This window comes from Bradyrhizobium sp. USDA 3262 (genome assembly GCF_054060035.1).
Window position 1 is genome coordinate 8,626,440 of record NZ_JBSSCT010000001.1, and the last position, 21,769, is coordinate 8,648,208.

18 protein-coding genes and 1 pseudogene are annotated in these 21,769 nt (G+C 64.6%); 2 read left to right on the top strand and 17 right to left on the bottom strand.

Features of this window, described 5'->3' with window-relative positions; all coding sequences use genetic code 11:
- Positions 1-4 precede the first annotated feature (4 nt).
- Both ACVWYP_RS40885 and ACVWYP_RS40890 read right to left on the bottom strand, forming a co-directional pair.
- Entirely contained in the window at positions 5-433 is a 429-nt protein-coding gene (locus tag ACVWYP_RS40885) for an OsmC family protein (RefSeq protein WP_016841620.1), read from the bottom strand.
- A 93-nt stretch (positions 434-526) separates the two neighbouring features.
- Positions 527-1,201 (bottom strand): TetR/AcrR family transcriptional regulator, encoded by a 675-nt coding sequence (locus tag ACVWYP_RS40890; RefSeq protein WP_026191806.1) that lies wholly within the window; start codon positions 1,199-1,201, stop codon positions 527-529.
- A 395-nt stretch (positions 1,202-1,596) separates the two neighbouring features.
- Between ACVWYP_RS40890 and ACVWYP_RS40895 the strand changes: the two genes are divergently transcribed.
- The gene (locus tag ACVWYP_RS40895; RefSeq protein ID WP_304497222.1) at positions 1,597-3,099 is read left to right on the top strand and encodes a hypothetical protein; all 1,503 of its coding nucleotides are present in this window, start codon (positions 1,597-1,599) and stop codon (positions 3,097-3,099) included.
- Positions 3,100-3,281: 182 nt separating this feature from the next.
- Here ACVWYP_RS40895 and ACVWYP_RS40900 read toward each other — a convergent pair whose 3' ends face one another.
- The 15 genes and pseudogenes from ACVWYP_RS40900 to ACVWYP_RS40970 form a co-directional block, all read right to left on the bottom strand.
- Positions 3,282-4,481 carry an ABC transporter substrate-binding protein gene (locus ACVWYP_RS40900; RefSeq protein WP_304497223.1) on the bottom strand — a complete coding sequence of 400 codons (1,200 nt, stop codon included), beginning with the start codon at positions 4,479-4,481 and terminating at the stop codon, positions 3,282-3,284.
- Positions 4,482-4,600: 119 nt separating this feature from the next.
- A complete protein-coding gene (locus ACVWYP_RS40905; protein WP_304497224.1) occupies positions 4,601-5,014 on the bottom strand; it encodes a DUF3052 domain-containing protein in 414 nt (137 codons plus the stop codon).
- A gap of 12 nt (positions 5,015-5,026) precedes the next feature.
- On the bottom strand, positions 5,027-6,949 hold the full coding sequence (ftsH, locus tag ACVWYP_RS40910; RefSeq protein ID WP_018268750.1) for an ATP-dependent zinc metalloprotease FtsH: 1,923 nt from the start codon (positions 6,947-6,949) through the stop codon (positions 5,027-5,029).
- A gap of 259 nt (positions 6,950-7,208) precedes the next feature.
- On the bottom strand, positions 7,209-8,243 hold the full coding sequence (gene tilS, locus ACVWYP_RS40915) for a tRNA lysidine(34) synthetase TilS (protein ID WP_304497225.1): 1,035 nt from the start codon (positions 8,241-8,243) through the stop codon (positions 7,209-7,211).
- A 52-nt stretch (positions 8,244-8,295) separates the two neighbouring features.
- Entirely contained in the window at positions 8,296-9,345 is a 1,050-nt protein-coding gene (ybgF, locus tag ACVWYP_RS40920; protein ID WP_304497226.1) for a tol-pal system protein YbgF, read from the bottom strand.
- 276 nt (positions 9,346-9,621) lie between these two features.
- Positions 9,622-10,998, bottom strand: coding sequence for a group II intron reverse transcriptase/maturase (gene ltrA / locus ACVWYP_RS40925; protein ID WP_225164672.1), 1,377 nt, complete (start codon positions 10,996-10,998; stop codon positions 9,622-9,624).
- Between the two features lie 474 nt (positions 10,999-11,472).
- Entirely contained in the window at positions 11,473-11,955 is a 483-nt protein-coding gene (gene pal / locus ACVWYP_RS40930) for a peptidoglycan-associated lipoprotein Pal (protein WP_016846948.1), read from the bottom strand.
- 271 nt (positions 11,956-12,226) lie between these two features.
- Positions 12,227-12,961: an N-acyl amino acid synthase FeeM domain-containing protein gene (locus ACVWYP_RS40935; protein ID WP_038385214.1), complete on the bottom strand. Its 735-nt coding sequence runs from the start codon at positions 12,959-12,961 to the stop codon at positions 12,227-12,229.
- 173 nt (positions 12,962-13,134) lie between these two features.
- Entirely contained in the window at positions 13,135-15,459 is a 2,325-nt protein-coding gene (locus ACVWYP_RS40940) for a putative bifunctional diguanylate cyclase/phosphodiesterase (protein ID WP_304497227.1), read from the bottom strand.
- A 184-nt stretch (positions 15,460-15,643) separates the two neighbouring features.
- Positions 15,644-16,969 (bottom strand): Tol-Pal system beta propeller repeat protein TolB, encoded by a 1,326-nt coding sequence (tolB, locus tag ACVWYP_RS40945; RefSeq protein ID WP_304497228.1) that lies wholly within the window; start codon positions 16,967-16,969, stop codon positions 15,644-15,646.
- Between the two features lie 72 nt (positions 16,970-17,041).
- A pseudogene (locus tag ACVWYP_RS40950) lies at positions 17,042-17,975 on the bottom strand (cell envelope integrity protein TolA).
- 34 nt (positions 17,976-18,009) lie between these two features.
- Positions 18,010-18,477 (bottom strand): biopolymer transporter ExbD, encoded by a 468-nt coding sequence (locus ACVWYP_RS40955; protein ID WP_028340645.1) that lies wholly within the window; start codon positions 18,475-18,477, stop codon positions 18,010-18,012.
- 34 nt (positions 18,478-18,511) lie between these two features.
- Positions 18,512-19,225 carry a protein TolQ gene (gene tolQ / locus ACVWYP_RS40960; RefSeq protein ID WP_016846954.1) on the bottom strand — a complete coding sequence of 238 codons (714 nt, stop codon included), beginning with the start codon at positions 19,223-19,225 and terminating at the stop codon, positions 18,512-18,514.
- A gap of 561 nt (positions 19,226-19,786) precedes the next feature.
- Positions 19,787-20,173 (bottom strand): fluoride efflux transporter CrcB, encoded by a 387-nt coding sequence (crcB, locus tag ACVWYP_RS40965; RefSeq protein WP_304497229.1) that lies wholly within the window; start codon positions 20,171-20,173, stop codon positions 19,787-19,789.
- A 245-nt stretch (positions 20,174-20,418) separates the two neighbouring features.
- Positions 20,419-21,018 carry a superoxide dismutase gene (locus ACVWYP_RS40970; RefSeq protein WP_016846956.1) on the bottom strand — a complete coding sequence of 200 codons (600 nt, stop codon included), beginning with the start codon at positions 21,016-21,018 and terminating at the stop codon, positions 20,419-20,421.
- A 139-nt stretch (positions 21,019-21,157) separates the two neighbouring features.
- Here ACVWYP_RS40970 and ACVWYP_RS40975 point away from each other — a divergent pair, with 139 nt between their 5' ends.
- Positions 21,158-21,688, top strand: coding sequence for a GNAT family N-acetyltransferase (locus tag ACVWYP_RS40975; RefSeq protein ID WP_016846957.1), 531 nt, complete (start codon positions 21,158-21,160; stop codon positions 21,686-21,688).
- Positions 21,689-21,769: the final 81 nt, after the last annotated feature.

Below are 21,769 nucleotides of genomic sequence, written 5' to 3' on the forward strand. Positions count from 1 at the left end.
GCGATCAACCCTGCAAGGACGCGTCGAGCGTGATCTTGGTGTTGAGCAGCTTCGACACCGGACACCCGGCCTTCGCCTTGCCGGCCAGTTCCTGGAACGTCGCGTTGTCGGCGCCCGGGATCTTCGCCGACAGCGTCAGGTGCACCGCGGTGATGGCGAAGCCGTCGGCGACCTTCTCCAAGGTCACATCGGCCTTGGTCTCCATATGCTCCGCCGTAAGTTTGGCTTCGCCCAGGATCAGCGACAGCGCCATCGTGAAGCAGGCGGCATGCGCCGCGCCGATCAGCTCCTCCGGGTTCGAACCCGGTTTGCCCTCGAAGCGGCTGGCGAAGCCGTAGGGGTAATCCGAAAGCGCGCCGCTCTTGGTCGAGATCGCGCCCTTGCCGTCCTTGATGCCGCCCTGCCATTTGGCCGAGCCATGGGTCGTCGTCATGCGTTGCTCCGTGAGGTTGGTGAACCCAGCCCGCAAAACTACAACGCCATTGCGACAGAAGTGTTCTTCGCGCGCCTTGGCCTCACCCTGGCCTCAGGCGCCGACCAGCGCCTTCGCCGGGGTCGTCGCCTGCACCACGAGGCCACGCGCGCGTGCGTCCATCACGCCGACCGCGCGCAGCGCAAGCAGCGTCACGGTCTGCACCGCGTCACGCAGCTTGATCGGATCGTCGAGATTGGCCGGCGCCAGCGGGCCGACCAGCGCTTCGTGCAGCGCACCAAGCAAGGCGGTGGCGGCCAGCGCCGTGTCCTGTGCCGGCAGGTGGCCGGCGCGCACCGCGGCATCGATGCGCATGGCAAGCTCGCCGGAAATATCGCGGCGGCTGGCGAGGCGCGAGGCGGTGACGTCGACGTCGACCGGCTCGGCCAAAATGCCCCAGGCAAGCTTGCGTTGCGACAGCACGTGGACGGCGATCGTCGTCACCGCGGCGGCGAGCGCCGATGACGGCCCTGGCGCGGCATCGGCGGCGCGCCGGATCGCCGTGAGCTCGTCGCGCGAGACTTCCGTGATCAATTCCGAGATCAGCTCGGCCTTCGACGGGAAATAGCGATAGACCGTTCCGGCCGCGACATTGGCCCGCACCGCGACGGGTGCGATCTGGACCGCCGCCATGCCGCCCGCCGCCGCCGCGTCCCGCGCAGCCGACAGGATGGCGCTGCGCCGCGCGGCCAGCCGTTTCACGACCTGATGAGTTCGCCGGTAAACCATGGCATTCCGTCCCCCCGCCGTGCGCCCCGGCCGGCGCCCACCGGCAGAACACACGAGTCTTCAACGTTTTGAACGATTGATCCCGCAATCGTCTGAAGAAGTGAACAACTATTCAGACTGAATGACAAGCTGGAATTGTAAGGATTTTTTGCAACCTCTGGTACCACCTCTGATTGAACCGGCGGCGCTCCGGCCCCTCCCGAACCGGATCAGGGCCACGATGGTAAATCGCCGGCTAAGGCGATCGCTCGAAATCGAGACATCCGATCTTACGCATGCGCGCGATATCGCTGCGGCATTTACCCGAATTTATCGGAAGCCGTGGTCGAGTGCGCGCTGGCGTCACGCGTGGCGTTGGCTCTGGATGCCCCCGGCCGAAACAAGCAAGAAAGCGCATGTCACTCTCCATCACCAGCAGTGTGAGCAGCCGTAGCGCGGCACGAGGACTGGTGCCGCTGTGCGCCGCCGTGGGTGCCTATCTGTTTTATCTCGCGGCCGGCGAAATCCTGCTGCGCGATTCCGACACGATGTGGCAGATCAGGGTCGGACAGTGGATCCTCGAACACGGCGCGATGCCGACATCGGACGTGTTCTCGTTCACCCGTTTCGGCGAGCCCTGGATCTCGAGCTCGTGGCTGTCGCAGGTGGCGTACGCGCTCGTCTACGGCGGCGATTGGGCCGGACCGGTGATCCTGTCGTCGATGGCGATCGGCGCGACGGTCGCGATCTTCCTGCATCTGTTGAGCCCGTATTTCGATCCGGCGCGCGCGCTCCTGATCGCGGCGCTGGCGCTGCTGTTGTCGACGATCCACTTTCTGGCGCGGCCGCATGTGCTGGCGCTGCCGGTGCTGCTGGCGTTCATCGGCGGCCTGCTCGTGGCCGCGGATCGCCGCACCTCACCATCATGGTGGCTGCTGCCGCTGATGACGCTGTGGGCCAATCTGCATGGCGGCTTCGTTCTCGGCCTGGCGCTGATCGGGCCGATCGGACTGGAGGCCGTGTGGAACGCGGAGCCCGGCCGCCGACGTCTGCTTGTCGTGCGATGGGGCCTGTTCGGGCTCGCCGCGCTGGCCGCGAGCTGCGTGACGCCCTATGGCTGGAATAGCCTGCTGGGCGCGACCAAGATCCTCAGCCTCGGCAAGTTGCTGACGCTGATCGGGGAATGGAAGCCGGCGGATTTCAGCAAGCCCAGCTTCTTCGAAGCCACGCTGCTCGGCCTGATCGGCCTGATCTGCTATCGCAGGCTGACGCTGTCGGTGCCGCGGATCCTGCTGCTGCTCGGACTGATCTGGATGGCGCTGAGCCATGTCCGCAACATCGAGGTGTTCGCGTTCATCGCTCCGCTGGTCCTCGCCAAGCCGATCGCCGAGCAATGGGGAACGGCAGGCGCCACCGCCGCCCGCTTCGGTGAAACGCGCTCATTCCCGCTCGTCACGATCCTGGCCGTGATCGCGATGGTGATCGGCGCGTGGGTGACGACGGCGATGTTTGTCGCGCAGCATCAGTTCAAGTTCCTGCCGATGTTCTCGCCCGTTGCCGCGGTCGATGTGCTGCAGCAGCACAAGGCGCAGCGCGTGTTCAGCACCGCGCCGTTCGGCGGCTACATGGTGAGCCGCGACATGAAGGTGTTCATCGACGGCCGCGCCGAGCTCTATGGCGAGCAATTCGTGCTCGACTATTACGATGCGCTCGATGCCCGCGACGTCGGCCAGCTGCTGGATCTACTCGACAAATACCGGATCGATGCCACGCTGCTGAGCTCGGACTCGTCGGCCGGCAACGCACTGGATCATCTGAAGGGCTGGAAGCGGCTGTACAAGGACGACATCGCCGTGATCCATGTGCGCTCGGACGAGACCAAGGCCGGCGCGGCGGCGGCGGCCGAGGAGGCGAAGTAGCGTACGCTATTGCTTCCTCAAGCGTCGCGCGCTGCTTGTCCCGTCATCCTGAGGTGCGAGCCTTGCGGCGCAATTGCGCCGCTGGGCGAGCCTCGAAGGATGCACGGCCGCATTGTGGCCGATTCATCCTTCGAGACGCCGCTTCGCGGCTCCTCAGGATGACGGTCTTAGAATGGCGATAATCAATTCCCCGTCTGGAGCTCGCCGAAGCGATCCCAGATCTTGCCGTTGAAGCGCATCAGCTGCATCTGATCGACCGGCACGTGGTCGGCCGGCGAGGTGTTGACCTTGATGCCCGGCAGCAGCATCGGCAATTGCAGGCCCTTGATCGCGAATGCCTGACGCAGGATGTTCTCGGTCGAGAGATCGTCGCCGCAGGCCTTCAGCACCGCCTCCAGCGCCATCGCGCTGTTGTAGGCGTTGACGTAGTTGGTGTCGTGCTGGTCGCCTTCGGGCACGTATCTGGTCATGAAGTCGCGCCAGCCCTTCATGCCGGGATCGTCCTTCCAGGCCGGATCGTCCGGATCCTTCACATAGGCCGTGGAGATGATGCCGGTGCCGGCCTCGACGCCGGCCGGCTGCATCACGGTCGAGATCCACACCGCGGTGTTGGACAGGAAGGTCATCGGCCGCCAGCCGATCTCAAAGGCCTTCCGGATCGACTGCGCCGCGAATTTCGGCGTCGCCGCGATCACGAAGACGTCGGCATTGGTGGCCTTCAGCTTGACGATCTGGGAGTCGATCGTCGGGTCCGTGATCTCATAGGTCGCGACGGTGACCAGCGCATCATACTTCTCGCCGAGGACGTCCTTGAGGCCGGCGAGATAGTCGCGGCCGTAGTCGTCGTTCTGCGAGATGACGGCGAACCTTGCATTTGGATTCTTTGCCAGCGCGTAGCGCGCATACAGCCGTGCCTCGTAGCGGAACGGCGCCTGCACGCCCATCGTCGCCTGCGGGAATTGCGCGATGTCGCCGAATTTCGAGGCGCCGGAAGCCAGAAACAGCTGCGGGATGTTCTTGCCCTGCAGGTACTTTGCGATCGCGGTGTTGTGCGCGGTGCCGATCGAGGAGAAGATCAGCGCGACCTCGTCGCTCTCGACGAGGCGGCGCGTCTGCTCCACCGTCTTTGGCGGCGCGTAGGAATCGTCCAGCGAGATGAAGTTGATCTTGCGGCCATTGATGCCGCCGCGCTCGTTCAGCATCCTGAAATAGCCGGCCTCGCCCTTGCCGAGTGCGCCGAACGCCGACACCGGCCCGCTATAGGGCATGGTCTGGCCGATCCTGATTTCGGTTGATGTGACGCCGCGCATCTCGGCGGCGATGGAAGACGTGGGCAGCAGCAGGAACGAAATGGCGCCAAGCGCGCCGAATGCCTTGCGCATCGGCCTCCCCTCCCCTTTTCTTGCCGCGCCTCAGACAACGCGGCCGTGCCGTTTGACGGCTTGGCACAAGGATGCCACGGCGCCGCAGCGGGGGCCAAGGATATTCGAAAGGCGCGATCTCAGCGCTTGCCGCGGTCCTTGACGGGGATCACGAATTTCAGTCCCGACCAGACGTCATCGACCGCACAGACCTTGACGTCGACCAGGCCGTTCGCGAGCCCGGTTTCGCGGACCTGTCTCTCCGTAAGGTCGGTCACGACGCCCGAACTTGTCTTCGGCCACGACACCCAGATCATGCCGTCGGGCGCGATCGCCTGACGGTAACGCCGCAGCTTGGCCGCAAGCTCTTGGGCTTTGGCGGCGAACAGGTGCACGGCATCGAGCGGTGCCCGTGCGGTCTTCGCCACCAGCACATCGGCGGGCAGTTCGCCGACAACGTCGCCGTAGGGAACGGACAACCCGTCGACAAAAATACAAAAGCCCGGCTTGAGGCCGAGCTTTTGCACAACTGGTTTGCCGGACGTGCCGGCCATGGCGGGCGAGGCTTACGCCTGCGGCTGCGGCTCCATGCCGGTGTCCGGATCGGGACGCGGGCGCGGCTTGCCGGCCGGCGGCACGGCGGATGCGCGCGGCGTCGACGGCTCCAGCACCGACTCGCGGTTGGGCTTCTTGCCCTTCAACAGGTCGATGATCTCGTCACCGGTCAGCGTCTCGAACTCGAGCAGGCCCTTGGCGAGCGCCTCGAGGTCCTCGCGCTTCTCGGTGAGTATCTTGGTCGCCTCGTTGTAGCCTTCCTCAACCAGACGCCTGATCTCGGAGTCGATCTTCTGCACGGTCGCCTCGGACGCGTTCTGCGTGCGCGAGACCGACATGCCGAGGAACACCTCGTCCTGGTTCTCGCCATAGGAGACAGTGCCGAGCTCTTCCGAGAGACCCCAGCGGGTCACCATCATGCGGGCAAGGCGGGTCGCCTGCTCGATGTCGGAGGCCGCGCCCGAGGTCACCTTCTCGCGGCCGAAGATCAGCTCTTCGGCGACGCGGCCACCCATCATGATGGCAAGGCGCGAGGTCATCTGCTCGAGCGACATCGACAGCTTGTCGCGCTCGGGCAGCTGCATCACCATGCCCAGCGCACGGCCGCGCGGAATGATGGTCGCCTTGTGGATCGGATCGGTCGCGACGACGTTGAGGCCGACGATGGCATGGCCACCCTCGTGATAGGCCGTCAGCAACTTCTCTTCCTCGGTCATCACGAGCGACTTGCGCTCGGCGCCCATCATCACCTTGTCCTTGGCCTCTTCGAACTCGGCCTGCGTCACCATCCGCTTGTTGCGGCGGGCGGCGGTCAGCGCAGCCTCGTTGACGAGGTTCATCAGGTCGGCGCCCGAGAAGCCCGGTGTGCCGCGCGCGATGGTCTTGAGGTTGATATCCGGCGCCAGCGGCACCTTGCGGACGTGGACCTTGAGGATCTGCTCGCGGCCGACGACGTCCGGGTTCGGCACCACGACCTGGCGGTCGAAGCGGCCGGGACGCAGCAGCGCGGGATCGAGCACGTCGGGACGGTTGGTCGCCGCGATCAGGATCACGCCCTCATTGGCCTCGAAGCCGTCCATCTCGACCAGCAACTGATTCAGCGTCTGCTCGCGCTCGTCGTTGCCGCCGCCGAGGCCGGCGCCGCGATGACGGCCGACCGCGTCGATTTCGTCGATGAAGATGATGCAGGGCGCGTTCTTCTTGGCCTGCTCGAACATGTCGCGGACGCGGCTCGCGCCGACGCCGACGAACATCTCGACGAAGTCAGAACCGGAGATGGTGAAGAACGGCACGTTGGCTTCGCCCGCGACCGCGCGCGCGATCAGCGTCTTGCCGGTGCCGGGAGGGCCGACCAGCAGCACGCCGCGCGGAATCCGTCCGCCGAGCCGCTGGAATTTGCCGGGGTCGCGGAGGAATTCGACGATCTCCTGCAGATCCTGCTTGGCCTCGTCGACACCCGCGACGTCCTCGAAGGTGACGCGGCCGTGCGCCTCGGTCAGCATCTTGGCGCGCGACTTGCCAAAGCCCATCGCCTTGCCGGCGCCGCCCTGCATCTGCCGCGACAGGAAGATCCACACGCCGATCAGCGCGATGAACGGCAACCAGGAGACGAGCAGCGAAACGAACCACGGCACGTTGTCGCCGGGCGCCTTCGCGGTGATCTGCACCTTGGCGTCGTAGAGACGCTTCACCAGCGACGGATCGCTCGGCGCGTAGGTCTGGAAGCTCGTGCCGTTGTTGAAGGTGCCGTGAATCTCAGGCCCCTGGATCACGACGTCGCGGACATGGCCCTGATCGACTTCAGTCAGAAGTTGCGAGAACGAGATATCCGAGGACGACGAGCGCTGGCCAGGATTCTGGAAAAGCGTGAACAACGCCAGCAACAGCAGGACAATGATGACCCAGAGGGCGAAATTCCGCAGATTGGCGTTCATGGTCTTCCTTCGTGGTCGCGCGGATCGCGGCCTCTCTCTAATCCTTGGGCAGGCTCTGTGGGAATCCCCAGGGAATCCATCCCGTCGATGCCTTACAATCTAGGTGCCGCTGGGGTCGATGCCAAGGGAACCACGCACGACTATTTACCGCATCCTAGCGCGATTCCCGGTCAAAAAATGGCGTTGAATCCGGTGTTTTTCCGGGGTGGTTAAGCCTCCTTGCCGGATTATGACAGCGATTGAAACAATCGAACCCGGCTCAGCGGGAGCGCGCCCGGCGGGGTGGCGCCGGCCCGATCCTGATACGGCCGGCGGCGACGCTGATGACCGCTCCGGCAAGGGTCTGTTTCAGCTTGGATTCGCGTTGTCCCAAAGGCCCATCCAAGGCCTCGTCCATCGCGGCGAGCAGGGTTTCGACCTTGCCGAGCTCGGCCGGCCCCTCATGTCCGACGCGGTCGATGGCGCGCTTGAGCAGACGGACGCGGATTTCCTCGGGCATCACCGCGAACAGCGCAGCGTCGAAGCCGGTACGAGGATTATCCTCGCTTTTCAACGCAAGATAGTGCTCGGCGCCGTCGACCAGCAGTTCCAGGGCGGCGTTGGCGCGCGCGATCCTTGCGGCAAGCCGCGCCAGGTTCCGCGCATCGCCACCCTCCTCCGCGAGCATCGGCATCAGCGCGCGCAACCGTGGACGCGTGTAGGATCGATCGCGGTTGGTCGGATCGTCGGCAAAACCGATGCGCGCCTTCTTCAGCGTCGCGATCAGCTGCGCCTTGGAGATGTCGAGCAGCGGCCGTGTCAGCAAGATGCCGTCGCGCTCGGTCTCGCGCGCCATAGCCGAGAGGCCCGCAACGCCGCTGCCGCGCAGCATCCGCATCAACAGCGTCTCGGCCTGATCGTCACGGGTGTGCGCGGTTAAAATATGCGTGGCGCCATGCTTGCGTGCGGCCTGCGCGAGCAGGCGATAGCGGGCCGCGCGCGCGGCCGCCGGCACGCCGGTTCCAGGCTTTGGTCCGGTCCAGCGCAACGTGTGATGCGGCAGCTCGAGACTTCGCGCCAGCCGCTTGACGTCGCGCGCCTCGCGAGCCGCTTCAGGACGCAGGCCGTGATCGACGGTGACCGCCACCAGCCGCGGGCCCTGCGCGAGCGCGCGGCGCCAGCGCGCGGCCAGCCACATCAGCGCGACTGAATCGGGACCGCCGGACACCGCAAGCAGGATCGCCGGCGCCCCCGCGAGGCCCGCGAACAGGCGCTTGGCGTCCCTTGCCGGGATGGCGGATTGATCGTCGGGCATCGCAAAACCAGCTGCTGGCGGAGAGGCCGGAAACGGCCTTCCCGCACCTGGTTTAGCACTTCACGCGCTTCTGCTCGCGGTCAACCGCAGCCTTCACCCCGCCGGACGCGCGCGGGTACTTCCGCGAGATCTCGCCGAACGCGGCGCAGGCGGCTTCCTTTTCCTTCAGCGCCGCCAGCGACTGGCCGAGCCGCAGCAGGGCGTCGGGCGCCTTCGCGGATTTGTCGAACTTGGTGGTCACGCCGAGGAAGGTCTCCGCAGCGTCGCGATATTGCTGGCGCTGGAAATAGCTTTCGCCGAGCCAGTATTGCGAGTCCGCCACCAGGGGATCGCTCGGATATTTCACCGCAAAGTTCTTCATCGTCTCTTCGGCGAGCGCATAGTCCTTGCGCTGCATGTAGCCGATGCCGAGGTCGAACTCGTCCTTCGGCGTGGCCGACGGCGGCAATGTGGTCAGGGCCGCGCTCGCGCCGGGGGCACGCTGCGGGCTCGTGTTGCCGAGATCGAGCGGCTCGCCCGCCCCGCGACCGCCGGGGGCACCGACCGCCGCATTGCTCTGCACCGGCATCTGGCCGCCGCCACCGAGCACGCGCGGGGCGCCAGGGGCGTTCGGGTTCTGGGTCGGATCGAAGGCATCGCCGCGACCGCGGCGGCCGGGAGCCGCCGCCGGCGCCGGCTCCTGCACGACCGGCGCGGGCGCCGCGATCTGTTGCTGCTGGTCATAGCCGCCCTGCGGCTGCCTGCCATATCCTTGCTGCGGCTGGCCGTAGCCTTGCTGGGGCTGGGCGTAGCCCGGCTGCGCTTGCGGGTAGGCCTGCGGTTGCTGCGCCGGCGGCACCGCCGCGACGCCGGGCTGCGCCGCTGCGGCCTGTCCACCAGGGCCGGGCGGCTGGCCGCCGAGCTGGCGCAAGCGCTCCTCGAGCTGACGGTTGCGGTATTGCAGCTCCTCGTTCTGGCCGGTCAGCTGCCGCAGCTGGTTTTCGAGCCGCTCGATCCGCATTTCGGCATCGGAATCGTCGGATTGGGCAAACACTGGCGCGGAAACGGCGAACAGCGCCGCGATCGCCGCGGCGGAAGAAAGAAAATGAATCCTGGATGACATTTTGCCCTGACGACGAGATCGACGTGAAAAGCGAGCGACATTGAAAGACGGAGTACGCCGGAATTGTGACTGGCACTTCAAATCCGGGTCAGCGTCGCGGGATACCGGTTTAGTACGGACGCTGGAACAAGCAAGCGGCCAATTGCGCGCAGCTTCGTTCATCTTGATGACGTCAGGCCGGGCTTTCACGTGGCCAATCGGGATAGGGGGGAGCCTCGCGGCTCCGCCCCTCCCACACCACCGGACATACGGGTCCGTATCCGGCGGTTCAGTGGATTATGCGGTCTGCAGCGCCGCGACGGAAGCCAAGCCGAGTGAACTGAAGAACGCGATTGGCATGGCGATGGTGAGTGCGGGACTGTTCGCGAGCCGCCAGGGGCCATGTGGGCTTCCGGCGGTTTGCGCCGCCCGATCCCGGCCGACGCCGCGGCGTCGCAGCTCGGCAAAACGAGTGATTCCGCGCTTCCACTGCTTCCAGGCGATGGCGCGCAACCGCCGCCTGAGCCATTGATCAAGGTCGCGCAATATCGACGGGGTTTGGCAGAAGCCGAAGTAGCCGCGCCATCCGATCAGATAGACGGACAACTCCTTGACAATCTGCGCAAGGCTTCGGCCGCGCGTGCGCCGTGTCAGCTCCCGAACTTTCGCCTTGAAGCGGGCGAGCGCCTGCGGCGCAATGCGCCGCCGCGGTGCTGTCCCGCCGGTGAAGCTGAAGCCCAGGAACTTGCGAACGCTCGGTTTGGCGACCGCACTCTTGGCCTTGTTGACCTTGAGCTTGAGGCGCTTTTCGAGGAACTTCTCGATGCCGGCCAGCACCCGTTCGCCCGCTCGCTGACTGCGCACATAGATGTTGCAGTCATCGGCATAACGCACAAAGCGGTGGCCGCGCTTCTCCAGTTCCTTGTCCAGCACATCCAGCATCAGATTCGACAACAGCGGCGAGAGCGGACCGCCTTGCGGCGTGCCCTCTTCCGTCGGGCTGACCACCCCTCCCTCCATCACCCCCGCATTCAGGAATCCGCGGATGAGCTTCAGAAGGCGCTTGTCAGTCACCCGTTTGGCGACCAGCCCCATCAGGACGTCGTGGTTGACCCGGTCGAAGAACTTTTCCAAGTCGATGTCCACGACGACGGCGTGCCCGGACGCGATATACGCCTGCGCCCGTTCCACCGCCTGATGCGCCGAGCGGGTCGGCCGGAAGCCGAAGCTCGTCTCGGAGAACGTCCCATCCCAATCCGCCTGCAGCACCTGCATCACCGCCTGCTGGATGACGCGGTCGAGCACCGTCGGGATGCCGAGCGGCCGCAGGCCGCCCGACGCCTTCGGTATCTCGACCCGCCGCACCGGCTGCGGCTTGTAGGTGCCGTCAAGCAGTTGAGCTCGGATCGCGAGCCAGTGCTCTTTCAGGTGGGCCGGCAGTTCGTTGACGGTCATCCCATCGACGCCTGCCGCGCCCTTGTTGCGCTTCACTTGCGCCAACGCTTTCTTCAGATTCTCACGCTCGACCACTGCTTCCATCGACAGCCCTGCGACCGCCGGGCGTTCAAGACTGGCCGTCGCCGCGCTTGCTTCGGTCTCTCGGACGGCGGCGCTTTGGGCTTCACCCTTCGCTCCGGTGTCCGAGTTCAGCTCAACCTGATTCTTCTGCCGCATGGCTCGCGCGAGATCGACCGCTCTACTAACCACTTCCACCGTTCGGGCCTTCGGCGGCGCGCTGCCGCCTACTATGCCCTCGGCTGACTTCTGCGCTGCGGTCAGGCCGCCTTGCGACGACCTCAGTCCCGTTGCCGGGACACAGCGCAGACCTCCCGAGGTAAGACCGACCGCCTTCGCCGCACGCCCGCCGGATTTACCACCCCGACCCTTGATGACCTTGGACTTCGCGACCGTTTGCTCGCTCGTCCGGCCGGGTAGGCCTCGTTATCCGGTTCTTGTCCATCGGGCCGCGGCTTTGCTCCACGCTTTCTTCAGACCCCACCTCGCGATGATGCCCTTGCGCTTCGCTAACCCTTCGCCGCCATCAGGCTGGGTAGAGGACTTCCACCTCCAAGCTGTCGTTCATACTCGGCACACAAACAAAACCGGCGCCCGAAGGCGCCGGCTTGAAAGCAGTTATCTCGGATCGCGTCAGGAGCTGGCGTTCAGCACAGTGACGGCGCGACGATTCTGCGACCAGCAGGAGATGTCGTTACAGACCGCGACCGGACGCTCCTTGCCGTAGGAAATGGTGCGCATGCGGCTCGGATCGATGCCGCGCGAGGCGAGATAGGCGCGGACCGACTGGGCACGGCGGGCACCGAGCGCGATGTTGTATTCGCGGGTGCCGCGCTCGTCGGCATGACCTTCGATGGTGAAGGAGTAACGGTTATAGGTCTGCAGCCACTGCGCCTGCTTGTCGAGGGTCGCCGTCGCCTGCGGGCTCAGATCGGTCTGATCGCTCTCAAAGAACACGCGGTCGCCGACATTGACCACGAAATCCTGCTGGCTGCCCGGGGTCGCGGCGCCCCCAATTGCGCCATTGGCGTCCAACGGGTTCTTGTTGGCGCAGGCACCCATCGACAGCGCCACCGCCAGAACCGCAACCAGCTTCATACCCTGGAGATAATTCATTCCCGGAGCCTCCACGCTCGCGCTCTTCGTACTACCCAATCGGTCTACAGGGCGATGGTTAAGCGAACGTTCCGTCAACCTTGACGAGACCTTGCTGGACCCCATCAAATGCCAGGCAATGGCGAAAAGCGCCCCCGATGGTTAATGGGTGGCAAATGTGGCGCGATGGTGAAGGGAAGGCAAGGTTCGCGGGAACCGGCCGCTTTTGCAGGACAATTTGGCCTGCGCGCAACAGTCGATCGACACTGAATCGATGAGAATGCCGCCTCCCTCAGGGATTCGGCACGATCGACGCGCGCTCGAACGGCTGCACGACGCCGTCGGGCTGCAACTGGCCTTCACGGTCGAACAGCATTCGCCGCTCGAAGGCGCTCGAGCGCAGGAACGGATAGCGGGCCAGCACGCGTTCCCGCACCGTCGGCAGATGCGACGCCATCAAGCCGACCGGCTTCACCAGTCCGGGATAGAGCCGCGGCTCCGACCAGGTCTCGTGCAGGAACACGCGCCGGTAGAACGCCATGTGCTCGGGCCGAACCGGTGCAAGGCCGTAATCGGCATTGAAGTGCACGCCCGCGGTCGAGCCGAGGCGCACCGTGACATAAGGCAGTTCCGGATTGTTCCGGGCCTTTTCGGGATCCGCGACAAAGCGCGTCGAGTCGATGAACACCAGACCCTGATCAAGCTTCGGCAGCAGCACGTCGCCGAATACCTCGAGCGTCGGCGAGGTACGCCATTCCGGCGTCACCACGGTGATGCGGATCGAACTGCAGAGTTCGCCTTGCAGATAGACACCGAAGACCCAGGCATTCGGCGCATCATCGAACCGGTCGACAACCCGCTCGTCCGCCGAGGGCCGGATCGCGCCTTCGCGCAGATAGGCGCGATAGCGAAGCCGGTAAATCTCGTCTTTCTGTTCCGGGGTCTGAGCGAGGCGGTAGTCGACTTGATCCAGAGGGTCCGCAAGCCTTCCTGTCGCGGGCTTGATGGCTTCGGCCGCGGACCTCATTTGGTACTCCCTGAACAACTCAACAACTTCAACGCGCGAGCCAAAAGATTAACAGCTTCTTAATTTCCGTCAAAACAATCGAGGCAATACAGTTAACCACTGGCCGCAAGGGTACACTACGAATGGTGCAGCCGAAGGCTCTCACAACTATCGATTGAGGGTATTGCGCCGGGTCAGGCAATCGAGCGCGAGGGAACCACGTGCAGTTGCTCGTCGGTCCGCCGGCCGTGCGAGGCATTGAGCAGCTGGCGGATGCGGACGGAGGGAACCGGCCGGCTGAACAGGTATCCCTGTGCTTCGGTCACCGCGCCATCGGCGCTGATCAGTTCGAGCTGTTCATTGGTCTCGATGCCCTCGACCACGACCGACATGCCGAGATCCGCCGACAGTCGCGCCACCCCGCGCAGCAAGGTCAGCGGACGGTCGCTGTCGATGCCTTCGAGGAAGGAGCGGTCGATCTTGACCTTCTGCAGCGGGAAATTGTGCAGGTAGCTGAGCGACGAGTAGCCGGTGCCGAAATCGTCCAGCGAGATCCGCACGCCGAGCGAGCGCAGTTGCGAGAGCACGTCGTGGGTCAGCTCGGTGTTGTGCAGCAGCGAGGATTCGGTGATCTCGATCTCGAGACGGTGCGCCGGCAGCCCGGAGACCTCGAGCGCGTAGCGAACCTCGCTCAGCACGTCGCGCTGGTGGAACTGCTGCGGCGAGAAGTTGACCGCGACGCTGACCGCCTCGGGCCACTTCATGCATTCCATGCAGGCCTTGCGCAGGATCCAGCGGCCGAGATCGACGATCAGGCCCATGTCCTCGGCGACCGGAATGATGTCGACCGGAGAGACCGTGCCGCGCGCCGGATGGTTCCAACGCAGCAGAGCCTCGCAGGTGCTCACCTTGCCGGACTTCAGGTTGATCAGCGGCTGGTAGAACAGCTCGAATTCCTCGTTGGCGAGCGCCTTGCGCAGGTCGAGCTCGAGGATGCGGCGGGCCTCGACGGTTTGCGCCATCTCGTCGCGGAAGAAGCAGAAGGTGCCGCGGCCGTCGGCCTTGGCTCGGTAGAGCGCCATGTCGGCGTTCTTCAGCAATGTGTCGGCGCCGACGCCGGGCGCGGTCATCGCGATGCCGACGCTGGCGCCGATCTCGACCAGGTGGTTGTCGATCTTGTAGCGCTCGCTGAGGCGGTCGACGATGCGCCGCGCCAGCGCCGCGGCGTCCTCGTGCGAGTGGATGTTCTGCTGGAACACGACGAACTCGTCGCCGCCGAACCGCGCCACGAAATCTTCCGGCCGCAGCATCTCGCGCAGCCGCTCGGCGACCGCGCAGAGCAGCTGGTCGCCGCAGGGATGACCGAGCGTATCGTTGACCTGCTTGAACTGGTCGAGGTCGACGAACAGCAATGCGGAGCGATGATCGCCGTGCTGCATGGCGAGCAGCCGGCCGATTTCGTCGCGGAAATTGACGCGGTTGGGCAGCGCGGTCAGCTCGTCGTAGCGCGCGAGATGGCTGATCCGGGCCTCGGCGTCCTTGCGCTCGGTGATGTCCTCGACCAGCACCACCGTGCCGCCGCCGGCCATCGGCTGGAAAGTCCAGTCCAGCGAGCGGTTCTTGGTGGGATCGGGGTCGCTGGTGACGATATCGCCGCGCTGCGAGCTCTCGATCTCGTAGAGAATCTGTTGCGCGGCCGCGGCCGAGATCGAGCCGGACAGGACGCAGGCGTTGCAAATGTCGGTGGCGCTGGCGCCGCGCTGCACGAAATCGTCCGACAGCTGCATCATCTCGATGAAGCGGTGGTTCATCACGGCAACGCGGCCGTCGGCGCTGAACATGCACAGGCCGTGCGGCATGTTGTTCAGCGCGGTATCGAACTGGCCCGCCAGTGCGGCCTCGCGCTCCTTGGCGATCCAGGCGTTGACATAGATGCGCTGCAGGCTGGAGGTCAGGTGCCGGATGGCGCTGAAGAACACCAGGCTGAGCAGCGCAAGGGCGATGTGATAGGGACCGCCGACATACATCAGCGCCAGGATCAAGGGACCGATCGACATCAACAGATGCAGGTGGAAGATCTGCGGCCGGCCGAAGGTCCGCCCTACCCCCGCCGAGGTGTAGGCGACCACCGTGGTCACGCACAGCATGTGCGCGGCGGCATCATTGGTCGTGAGCAGCACGGTGACGCCCCAGATGCCGAGCGAAATGCCGTAGGCGATGGTGCCGATCCGGTAGCGCTTCTCCCAGGTCACGGACTCTTCGACGGTGAGCCGGGAATTGCGCTGCTGGTAGCGGTACATCTGCAGCGCGCGCGCCAGCCCCACCACGATGAACAGCGGCACGCACAGCCAGCACAGGAGATTGCTCGTGACAGCCGCAATCACGGCGCCCGCAATGGCGGGGCCGAAGGCGCCGAAGATCATGGGCGCGGGGTTCATGAACAGGGAATCGACCAGCGCCGCCGAAATCGTCGGCGACATCGACCGGTCCGGTTCACCCGTCTGACTTGCAAACTGCATTGTGAGAGCGCGCGTCCTTTTCAGCTCGCACTCTTACTGATCGCAGGTGAAGTCTTTCTGAGCGAACATCGTTAGCAAGTCCTTGCCGCGCCTAGGCGACGGCCGGAATTCACCATAAAATTCAGTGCGCTAGGTGAGAAGTGCAGATCGCCGCCAGGGTTCCCAGGAGCAGTCTGCGCCCAGCTCACGACAACAGCGGCGACCAGGCCGGGTCGGAGGCAAAGCCCGGGGTCGGCACCCGCAGCTCGTTGCGCCCGGAGACGTCGATGGTGAACAGCGACGGGCCGCTGTTGCCGCCGGGATCACGGAAGAACATCACGACGCGCCCGTTCGGCGCAAAGGTCGGGCCTTCGTTATGGAAGCCCGAGGTCAGGATGCGCTCGCCCGAGCCGTCGGGTTTCATGATGCCGATCGCGAACTGCCCGCCGCCCTGCTTGGTGAAGGCGATGTAGTCGCCGCGCGGCGACCACACCGGCGTCGAATAGGTGCCGTCGCCGAACGAGATGCGCTGTGCGCCGCCGCCGGTTGCCGGCATCACATAGATTTGCGGCTTGCCGCCGCGATCGGATTCGAAACAGAGCCGTGTGCCGTCGGGCGCATAGGACGGCGAGGTGTCGATCGCCGGCGTGTCGGTCAGCCGCGTCATCGACTTCGAGCGCAGATCCATCACGAACAGGTTGGAGTTGCCGCCCTGCTGCAGGCTCATGATGACGCGCTGGCCGTCGGGCGAGAAGCGCGGCGAGAACGACATGCCCGGGAAGTTGCCGACGATCTCGCGCTGGCCGGTCTCGATGTTGAGCAGATAGACGCGCGGGTCGCCCTGCCCGAATTCCATGTAGGTGATTTCCTGGGTCGACGGCGAGAAGCGCGGCGTCAGCACGAGGTCCGAACCGCGGGTCAGGTAGCGCACATTGGCGCCGTCCTGGTCCATCAACGCGAGGCGCTTGACGCGGCGGTCCGCCGAGCCGCTCTCGTCGACAAACACGACGCGGGTATCGAAATAGCCCTTCTCGCCGGTCAGCCGCTCGTAGATCTGGTCGGAGATGATGTGGGCGATGCGCCGCCAATATTCGGCCGAGGTGTCGTACTGCTGACCGGCGAGCTGCTGGCCGGTGTTGACGTCCCAGAGCCGGAACTCCGCCTTGACGCGCCCGTTGCCCTGCCGCGTCATGCGGCCGGTGACCAACGCCTGCGCGTTGATGCTCTTCCAGTTGTTGAAGTTCGGCGCCGCGTCGATGTTGATCTGCTTCTCGAGATAGGCCGCCTGATCGATCGGCGCAAACAGGCCGCTGCGCTTCAGATTGTTGGTGATCACCTGCGTCATGCCGACACCGACCTCGGTGTCCCCAGGCGTGCCGGCGGCAAAGTTCGGGATCGCGATCGGCAGCGGCGCGAAGTCGCCTTCCGGAATGACGACGCGCTTCTGTGCAAAGGCGCTGCGGCTTCCGGCCAGCACGCCAAGGGCAGCCATTCCGGAGATCATCTGTCGGCGGTCGAGGCGAAACGTCATTGCACGCAAATCATTCTGGTCGGTCATTGTCCGTAGACTTTGTTTGCTATTGGCCAAGCGACGCCGTCGCCCTCAGGTCTTTCGCTCTGTGAACACCGGCGCAAAATACTTCCATTCGTCGAAGAAGGCCGCCGGCAGATTGTACGGCTGGCATTCGATGATCGCCCGCAGCGCGCTCTCCTGATAGACGCGCAGATAGGGCGTCGCCGGCGTCCCTTCCGGCACCGGCATGCCCTCGAGCGAGCCGTCACGCTTCAGCTTGATCGAGAACACCGCCTCTGTCTGCTGCGCCTCGATGCCGCCATAGGGCTTCTTCCAGCAGCGCTCGACCTGCTGCTTGAACATCGCGCCCCAGGTCGCGGAGTTGTCGGCGGCCTTGCCCTTTGCCGTGCCGAGCGCGGCGTTGGCGTTCAGCGTGTCGCCGGTCGCCGATGCGCGCGTCGGGTCACGCTTGTCGAGCAGCGCCGCGATCTTGCTCTGGTCGAACACGCGATCCTTCGGCTTCTGCTCCGGCGGCGGCTTCGCGGCCTGCTGCACCGGCTTCGGCGGCGGCTTCTTCTCTTCCTTCTTGATCGCTTCGGCGATCGGGTCGGGCTTCACCGGATCGGGCTTCTTTTCGACCGGCTTCGGCTCTTCCTTCGGCTTGTTCTCGACCTTCTTCGGCGGATCCGGCTTCTTGTCTTCCCGGCTTCTCCACCTTCGGCGTCGGCGCTGGCGCCGTATCGGTCACGACCGGCGGCTTCTTGTCGTCGATCTTGCCGACGGCATCATCCATTGGCTTGGCCTCGGCGACCTTCTCGACCAGCGGCTTGGGATTTTCCTTCTTGCCGTCCTTCTGGCCGGCCATGACGTGCGAGAGCTGGTCCGACGAGATCACGTCGACGGCGACCGATTCCTCTTCCGGCATTACATACGCCTTGGTCGAGAACGAAATCAGGCCCCACCCGATCACGAGGACGTGCAGGACAATCGATGCCGCCAGAGTCTTGTCGACCTTGACCTTCAAATCAGGCTTCCCCGTGCCTTGCCGTACATTGGCACTATCCACCTTCCGGGATGATGACGATATTCGCCTTGAATCCTGCGGCCCGGACCTCCCCGAGCAGTTTCATCATATCCGTGTAACAGACGTCCTTGTCGCCGCGCAGATAGACCACCTTTTCGGCATCCGACCGGGCGTCCCCGATCGCCTTGATCTTGGCCGGAAAATCGGCGGCCGTGACCGGCGCGTCGCCCAAATAGAGCTCGACATTCGAGTTGCAGCCGCCGCCGGTGCGCTTGACCGACAATGTCAGCGGCGGCTGGTTCGACGAGATCGACTTGCCGCCGCTCGCCACCGGCAGGTCGATGTCGATGTTCGACGTCATCAGCGGCGCCGCCACCATGAAGATGATCAGCAGCACCAGCATCACGTCGACCATCGGCGTGACGTTGATCTCGGCCATCACAGGCTTGCGCCCGCGGCGGCGTCTGCCACCGCCGCCGGACCCTGCCATGCTCATCGCCATGATTGTGCGCTCGCAACAGTGTCCATCATCTAACTCAACCCCGCTCGTCGATCTGACGGGACAGGATGGCGGAGAACTCGTCGGCGAAGCCCTCCAGGCGCGCGGCCTGCCGGTTCACCTCCGAAGTGAACTTATTGTAGAAAATAGTCGCCGGAATTGCGGCAATCAGGCCGATTGCGGTGGCAAACAGCGCTTCCGCGATACCGGGCGCCACCACCGCCAAGGAGGTGTTTTTGGAGGCCGCGATCGACTGGAAGCTCGACATGATGCCCCAGACGGTGCCGAACAGGCCGACAAAGGGGCCGGCCGAGCCCACGGTGGCGAGCACCAGCAGCCGGCGTTCCAGCCGCTCCACCTCCCGGGCGATCGAGACGTTCATGACCTTCTCGATCCGCGCCTGCAGACCGGCAAAGGACCGCGACTGGCTCTCGAAGGAGCGCTTCCACTCCCGCATCGCCGCGACGAAACAGGCCGCCATCGACTGGGTCGGCTTGGCCGACAGCGCCCGGTAGAGTTCCTCGATCGACTGGCCGGACCAGAAGGCCTGCTCGAACTTGTCCATGGCCCGCTTGGTGCGGGCGTAGAGCAGGATCTTGTCGATTGCGATCGCCCAGACCCACACCGAGCAGGACAGAAGTCCCAACATCACGCATTTGACGACCCAATGGGCCTGCCAGAACAGCGCGATCAGCGACACGTCGCTCGATGCCAGTGGCAGAGTTGACTGAGCCACATCGGCGGGATTCATCGGCAATATCCTCTCAACGCAAGTGTCCCAATTCGGCGGGCCGCCAATCGGCATCCCTTCCACGGCCGCGCGCCCGGCGCGGCAAAACTGCGCGAGAGCCTCTTACATCTGTCGCATGGGGGGCCCGTCCAAAGCCGGGCCCTGCTTCCCCTGCCAACATGTCAAAACGAGGGCTTTTCACGCGTCATTCCGACCCTAACCAAACGCTAATCATGGTTAAGGCGAGGTTACCAAAGGGAAATTTGGAGGCGGGAAATGCCGCCGGTGAAGGAGGTTGGCGGGTTCCACAGATGAACAGTTTCCGCGGGATGGAAGGTGACGAGCCCCCTCCCCACGTCGTCCCGGCGAAGGCCGGGACCCATAACCACCGCACTCAATCATGAACGGGATTGTGGCCCCAGCGCGCGCAACAATTGAGATTTGGGGTAATGGGTCCCGGCCTTCGCCGGGACGACGGGAAGGATGGTTCTCGATTCAAGTTGCCACACCACACGGTGTCATCACCCACGCATGCGCATGCGGGTGATCCAGTATTCCAGAGACGGCGGTGCCGAGCATATCTCACGTCAAATGCCGCACGATCGCGAGCCCGGCAAACAGGCCCGCGATCGACAACACCACCGAGCCCGCGACATACAGCACCGCAAGGCCGAGCTCGCCGCGCTCATAGAGCAGCGCGGTGTCGAGCGAGAAGGCGGAGAAGGTGGTGTAGCCGCCGAGGATGCCGGTCATCAAAAATAGCCGCCAGGGCTGCGAGGCGTCGCCCTTGAAGGCGAGATAGCCGGCGATCAGGCCCATCACGGTCGAACCCGTGATGTTGATGATGAAGGTGCCGTAGGGAAAACCGGTGCCGATGCAGCGCGCGCAGGTGACGTTGATCAATTGCCGCAGCGTCGCGCCGAGACCGCCGCCGAAGAAGACGAGGAGATAGCTTGCCGCGTTACCCACCAATGCCCCCGCTGGTGTGTGTCGAGTGAGGGCGCATCTTGCCGCACACTCAAATCACCCACCCCTGAAAGGGGAGGGTCGACGCGAATGAAATGAGCGGCGGGGCGGAGTCACAGTCTCTCCATTGAGAGACTGCTCGTGTTGAGAGATGACCCCTCCCCGTTTCGCATTTCGCTTCGCTGCATGCGAAACGACCCTCCCCTTTCAGGGGAGGGTGAAGAAATATGCGACGGTCAAAGCCGCGCTCAGCCGGCCTTGCCGAACAGCTCGTCGACATAGTCCCAGTTGACGAGGTTTTCGACGAACGCCTTCAGATAGTCCGGACGGCGGTTGCGGTAGTCGATGTAGTAGGAGTGCTCCCACACGTCTACGCCGAGGATCGGCACCGCGCCATGAACCAGCGGGTTCTCGCCGTTCGGGGTCTTGGCGACCTCGAGCTTGCCGCCCTTGACCTGCAGCCAGGCCCAGCCGGATCCGAACTGACCGGCGCCGGCGGCGGCGAAGTCGGCCTTGAACTTGTCGAAGCCACCGAGGTCCTCGTTGATCTTCTTCTCGAGCCGGCCGGGCAGCTTGCTGCCACCGCCATTCGGCTTCATCCACTTCCAGAAATGGATGTGGTTGTAGTGCTGGCCGGCATTGTTGAAGACGGCCGCGTTCTTGCCGAACGAACCCTTCACGATCTCCTCGAGGGACTTGCCTTCGAATTCGGTCCCCTTGATCGCGTTGTTGCCGTTGGTGACGTAGGCCTGGTGATGCTTGTCGTGGTGAAACTCCAGCGTTTCCTTGGACATGTAGGGCGCAAGGGCGTCGTGGGCGTAGGGCAGATCGGGTAGCGTGAAGGTCATGGGGTAATGTCCAACAGAGGGTGGGAGACTACACTTAACGGGTCCCCCTTATAGAAGGTTCCATGGCGGAGAAACACCGCATTTTCGGATCGCCCATGACAGATCGGCGCAGCCCGTACCAAGACCAAGGACCCAGACGATGAGCATCGAAATCGACATTCTCAACGGAGATGCATCGTGGAAGCGCGCCGAGCCGCTGCTCCAGGCGGTCTGGAGCCCGGATGCGGCCGAGAAACCAGCCTGGGCGGACATCAAATGGGCCCACGCGGATTTGCGCGTGCTGCTCGATGCGCCCGACGACAGCGGGCTCGCCTGCCATGTCGGTATCTATTTCCGGACCATCACCTGGAATGGCCACAAGGTGCATGTCGGCGGCATCGGCGGAGTCTCGACCCGCGCGGACTGCCGGCGGCGCGGGTATGCGTCACTCGCGCTCGACGCCGCCGTGCACACGATTCGTGCCAACGACGCGGTGAAATTTGCAATCTTATTCTGCGAGCCGCACAATTTCGCGTTCTACCAGGCGCGCGGCTGGCATCCCTTCAGCGGCGAAGTTTATTGCGAACAGCCTTCCGGGCAGATCCGCTTCGAGGCGATGGCGCCGTTCGTCAACGACATCGTTCGCGCGCCACGCCAGGGCAAGATCGACCTATGCGGCCTGCCGTGGTGACCCCTGCATCGGCGGCGGTGGCCTGAGGGGCCTGCGCGTCGTAGCATGTCGGTCATTTATTGGCGACAGGCTTTCACAAAG

Bases quoted from the DNA above. Each gene is read 5' to 3' on its own strand.
- ACVWYP_RS40885 (WP_016841620.1), bottom strand. From the start codon at position 433: ATGACGACGACCCATGGCTCGGCCAAATGGCAGGGCGGCATCAAGGAC.
- ACVWYP_RS40890 (WP_026191806.1), bottom strand. From the start codon at position 1,201: ATGGTTTACCGGCGAACTCATCAGGTCGTGAAACGGCTGGCCGCGCGG.
- ACVWYP_RS40895 (WP_304497222.1), top strand. From the start codon at position 1,597: ATGTCACTCTCCATCACCAGCAGTGTGAGCAGCCGTAGCGCGGCACGA.
- ACVWYP_RS40900 (WP_304497223.1), bottom strand. From the start codon at position 4,481: ATGCGCAAGGCATTCGGCGCGCTTGGCGCCATTTCGTTCCTGCTGCTG.
- ACVWYP_RS40905 (WP_304497224.1), bottom strand. From the start codon at position 5,014: ATGGCCGGCACGTCCGGCAAACCAGTTGTGCAAAAGCTCGGCCTCAAG.
- ftsH (WP_018268750.1), bottom strand. From the start codon at position 6,949: ATGAACGCCAATCTGCGGAATTTCGCCCTCTGGGTCATCATTGTCCTG.
- tilS (WP_304497225.1), bottom strand. From the start codon at position 8,243: ATGCCCGACGATCAATCCGCCATCCCGGCAAGGGACGCCAAGCGCCTG.
- ybgF (WP_304497226.1), bottom strand. From the start codon at position 9,345: ATGTCATCCAGGATTCATTTTCTTTCTTCCGCCGCGGCGATCGCGGCG.
- ltrA (WP_225164672.1), bottom strand. From the start codon at position 10,998: ATGCGGCAGAAGAATCAGGTTGAGCTGAACTCGGACACCGGAGCGAAG.
- pal (WP_016846948.1), bottom strand. From the start codon at position 11,955: ATGAATTATCTCCAGGGTATGAAGCTGGTTGCGGTTCTGGCGGTGGCG.
- ACVWYP_RS40935 (WP_038385214.1), bottom strand. From the start codon at position 12,961: ATGAGGTCCGCGGCCGAAGCCATCAAGCCCGCGACAGGAAGGCTTGCG.
- ACVWYP_RS40940 (WP_304497227.1), bottom strand. From the start codon at position 15,459: ATGCAGTTTGCAAGTCAGACGGGTGAACCGGACCGGTCGATGTCGCCG.
- tolB (WP_304497228.1), bottom strand. From the start codon at position 16,969: ATGACGTTTCGCCTCGACCGCCGACAGATGATCTCCGGAATGGCTGCC.
- ACVWYP_RS40955 (WP_028340645.1), bottom strand. From the start codon at position 18,477: ATGGCGATGAGCATGGCAGGGTCCGGCGGCGGTGGCAGACGCCGCCGC.
- tolQ (WP_016846954.1), bottom strand. From the start codon at position 19,225: ATGAATCCCGCCGATGTGGCTCAGTCAACTCTGCCACTGGCATCGAGC.
- ACVWYP_RS40970 (WP_016846956.1), bottom strand. From the start codon at position 21,018: ATGACCTTCACGCTACCCGATCTGCCCTACGCCCACGACGCCCTTGCG.
- ACVWYP_RS40975 (WP_016846957.1), top strand. From the start codon at position 21,158: ATGAGCATCGAAATCGACATTCTCAACGGAGATGCATCGTGGAAGCGC.